Origin of the sequence: Wandonia haliotis (assembly GCF_039523435.1) — a bacterium.
Taxonomy (GTDB): domain Bacteria; phylum Bacteroidota; class Bacteroidia; order Flavobacteriales_D; family Crocinitomicaceae; genus Wandonia; species Wandonia haliotis.
The window spans coordinates 14,953-18,997 of record NZ_BAAAFH010000025.1; the positions used below are offsets into that span (position 1 = coordinate 14,953).

The following is a 4,045-nucleotide window of genomic DNA, read 5'->3' on the forward strand; positions in this document are numbered from 1 at the left end:
CAACGAAGTAGTAGCTTCTACAAGCTCAGGTAGTATAACCATTAATACGGATCAACAGCGGGTTGTGGGAGATAAGCGGTATGAGTTGAGTAATCATTTGGGGAATGTGCTGGCTACTGTTACAGATAGAAAGTTGCCGGAGTTTGATGCTACTGAGAGTTTAGCATATTACAAGCCGGATGTCGTTTCTTACTCGGATTATATGCCGTTTGGAATGCCGATGGCAGAAAGGAATGGGAGTACAGGGGAGTATCGTTTCGGGTTTTCAGGGGCAGAAAAGGTAAATGAGGTTGCAGGCGTTGGAAATCACTTAGATTATGGTTCGAGAGGAAGAGACCCAAGATTAGGCGGGGGTTGGTGGTCTGTTGCCCCCCTTGCATCGAAGTATCCTGATTTGTTGCCTTACCACTATGCAGGGAATAATCCTATTCGATTTGTTGATTTTGATGGAGAAGATTTTAGAGTTAAAGTAAATCACACAGATAAGACAATAATAATTGTGGCAAATGTTTACACTACAAGTTCTAAGTCGTATAAACAAGCATTGAAATCTGCAAAAGTATGGAATGAAAAAAGTGCAACTGCGGATGGTTATACTGTTTCATTCCAAATAAAAGTAGAAAAGCCACAATATGCAACGGACGAACAAGCTATTAAAAGAGACCCAAGTATTGTAAAAAAGAATGGTAAGTACAAAAAAGGCAAATTAGCCAGAACTAAAAGTGATTTAACGTATAAAATGGCTAAAGGTCTTGTTACTGGGGATGATATTGGCAACCTTTATTCTGGAAATAGTGGTGATTATTCAGAGAATGTATCAGGAGACAAATTTGTTGGAGGGGTTACGGTTAATGGTGTTCTAATTAATATGAACACTCATAGTGAATACGGAGATATGGGAGAATATAAAGACCTTGTAACACACGAATTTGGTCATTTATTCGGGCTTGATGATGAGGGTAAAGGAGAACACTTTTCTGATGACGGTATAATGAAGTACAAAGGGTTAAACTTAAACCCAATAAGTGATAATGATGTACAAGACATTTTAAACTTTGCTAAAAAAGCATTGGAGGGAAAAACTAAAAGTACAGACCCAAAAGTTAAACTTTTGGAAAATACAGGAAATAGTGATGGTTCTAATCCTATTGGTGTAAAAAATGAAGAAGAATAACAATAAAATAACTGTACTTTTTTTAGTACTCTGTTCCCTTTTTATTTGGAATAGTTCCTACGCTTGTAGCTGTATTGGCAAAGCAACTACTAAACAAGAACTAAAGTCGTCTGATTTTGTTTTTCGGGGAACGGTAATTGAGGAATCTACTTTTGTAATTGATACACTATTTGGAGACGAATATGTTTACAATACCAAATATAAATTCAAAGTGCAGAGTATTTACAAAGGGAAGAAAAAATACCACGAACAGGAAGTTATCATCACAACAGGGGTCGGTAATGGGGATTGTGGTTTTAAATTTGAGAAAGGAAAGGAATATATTGTGTACACAAATTGGAAAAATAAATATTATAGTGCAGGGAAACAGGTAGAAAAGTTTTTATATACGAATATTTGCAAACGGACAACTTCCGATACAGAAACAGAAGAAACGGAAATCGAGAAATACATAAAGCCCTGTAAATGGGTTAGTCCATAACGCCCCGAACTTGTAGGGGCTTTTTTTACCCTTTTTCGTCCGTTTTTTCCTTTCCTGCCCCTTGGTAGTGTCTCAAACTTGCACTTATGTTTATTTTACAGATGTAATTAGTTGACAATCAAAAGTGTTTAATTTATGATTTTTTGTTTTTGGAACTATCTATGGGGTATTCTTAGGGTAAATAGTGCAAAAGAGGTATCTTAAACGCGCTGTTTGCGTATCACGTGTATCAAACTTGCACCTGATGAAATGTCGCTACTGTTCTTGCCCTTGTATAAAGAAAGGAAAACTAAAAGAAACTCAACGTTATCAATGTGCTGTGTGCAAGAGATATCAGCAGGATCAATACAGATACACTTCTTATAAGGTGAGCGATGCAGAACTAGTAAGTTTATTAAAAGAAGGAGTAGGGGTCAGAAGCATTACACAAGTATATAGAGAAAGTACAAATTGGTTATTTACAAGGACAAGAGTACTATCTTGACGGTAAAATAGTTTATAAAGAATCAATTGAAGAGTTAGAAAATAATTATAATGATTCATTTTTTCAATCTCTTGTAAAAGAATATGAAGGCAATGCTGATTTTCATAATAAAACTTTTGCAAAAAACCGACGTAAATATGATATTAAGCAAGTGTATGAAAGACAAAAAGAAACATTATCAAAAGCTAAGGAGTAGAAAATTGTTAAGAATTAGTTTTTTAATTGTTATTGGAGTATTTCTTTTCCTATTTTCATCCTGTAAAGATGATGCTAATAAAGATGATACTAGTATTTCTGTGGAAATACATTCTTTTGAAATACGAAACTTTGTTTACGATAAATCAGGATGTAAAACGCCAAAAGTTATTTTAAATATTGTAATTACTAATAATACCAATAAAAACATTGAAATTAATCTTCCGTCATTAAAAAACCCTTGCGATGAGAATCGTTTTGTATCAACAAACGTCTATATTATCATTGATGGCGGGTCAAATAATTTTTCGCAACATTTTTTACCTGATACAGTGTTTTTGTCAAGAACTTTTTTTTCAAGTATAAATTCTGATAAAATTGCTTCGGGAGAAACACAAAAAATTCAATTAGTCTCGAATATATATCTAAAAGGAGGCAGTTTATATCAAATAAGGAAAAATTATGATTTATTATTTAATGATACAAATAGGTTTGAAATCATAGGTTTAATTACAGATTTAAATTATCCTCTATCATTAGAAATTAAAAACACTCCGATAAATTATTTTTTAGACGAAATGGAAGTTCAAGTAAAAGATTCATTGTTTTTTGTTAGTAGTTACGATTTAATTGATTTATTAAGGTAGTGGTAGGCTAGTGGGTAGTGTCTCAAACTATCACCTGACTACTGGGAATGATTAAAGACTACCGACATATTGGGGGACGAACGTATTCCACTTTGGAGACACTGTACCATTGATGAAGGCATTGAGTCAGGCAAGAGATGTAATTGACAGCATTTATAAAGGAGTCAAAGGATGGAATCCAGACCAAAAAGTTGGAGCTATGACGTATTTCGAAAAATTAAAATCAACTGACAAGAAAAACAAAGAAAAAGTAAAGTAAAATGGAAAAAATTCATAGAGTAGTATATTTGATGTTTGTGCTCCCCCTTTTGTTTGGGTGCAAACAAAGTGTGAATAATAATTTTGGAAAGAAAAAGAATGAGGCTTTTTTTGAGAAAATTGATTCGATTGAAGTAAAGCCACTATTGGACATTGATACTTGCATAGCAATTAATGATGATTACTACAACAAGTTTATTACTGAGATTTCTTGTGATGAGGCAATGGAAATCCTTGAACAAAATATGGATTCTAAAAGAAAAGTTTATGCATTTTATTTTATGATTTATGAGTGCAAAAAGTATAATGAAATGTATCAATTCATTATACAGAATAGAGACTCCGATAGCTCTCGGATATGTATATGGGACTCCCCAAATTCTGTTATTGAAAGATTTCCGATAGAAGTGATGTGTTATACTTTGATTGGAAATAGGAATTTCACAGATACAACAAAAATTAAATCTCTCGAAAGTATAATATCAAGTTTAGAAAATCGTTAAAATGGGGTAGTGTATCAAATGTGTTGATAACAGGAAAATAAAACTTTAATTAACTGATTATCAATAAATATTGAAAGATAGTTCGTTAAAAATGAGTGGATACACCTGTAGGAACAATAGATTTGAGGTCAAAAAAGGATCTTAAATGCAGTCAAATGGTTCTACGTGTATCAAACTTGTACCTGATGAAATGTCGCTACTGTTCGTGTCCTTGTATAAAAATCAGCAGGATCAATACAGATACACTTCTTATAAGGTGAGCGATGCAGAACTGGTAGATTTATTAAAAGAAGGAGTAGGAAT

Annotated in this window: 5 protein-coding genes; all 5 read left to right on the forward strand. The window is 33.2% G+C overall.

What is annotated here, in order from left to right; genetic code table 11:
- The coding region (locus ABDZ97_RS17565; protein ID WP_486389571.1) for a zinc metalloprotease at positions 1-1,174 on the forward strand (1,174 nt) is incomplete at its 5' end.
- Positions 1,161-1,655 (forward strand): hypothetical protein, encoded by a 495-nt coding sequence (locus tag ABDZ97_RS17570; RefSeq protein ID WP_343791107.1) that lies wholly within the window; start codon positions 1,161-1,163, stop codon positions 1,653-1,655. The genes ABDZ97_RS17565 and ABDZ97_RS17570, both read left to right, overlap by 14 nt.
- A gap of 639 nt (positions 1,656-2,294) precedes the next feature.
- Entirely contained in the window at positions 2,295-2,981 is a 687-nt protein-coding gene (locus tag ABDZ97_RS17575) for a hypothetical protein (RefSeq protein ID WP_343791110.1), read from the forward strand.
- A gap of 112 nt (positions 2,982-3,093) precedes the next feature.
- The gene (locus tag ABDZ97_RS17580) at positions 3,094-3,240 is read left to right on the forward strand and encodes a hypothetical protein (RefSeq protein ID WP_343791113.1); all 147 of its coding nucleotides are present in this window, start codon (positions 3,094-3,096) and stop codon (positions 3,238-3,240) included.
- Between the two features lies 1 nt (position 3,241).
- The gene (locus tag ABDZ97_RS17585; protein WP_343791116.1) at positions 3,242-3,742 is read left to right on the forward strand and encodes a hypothetical protein; all 501 of its coding nucleotides are present in this window, start codon (positions 3,242-3,244) and stop codon (positions 3,740-3,742) included.
- The last annotated feature ends 303 nt before the right edge of the window (positions 3,743-4,045 follow it).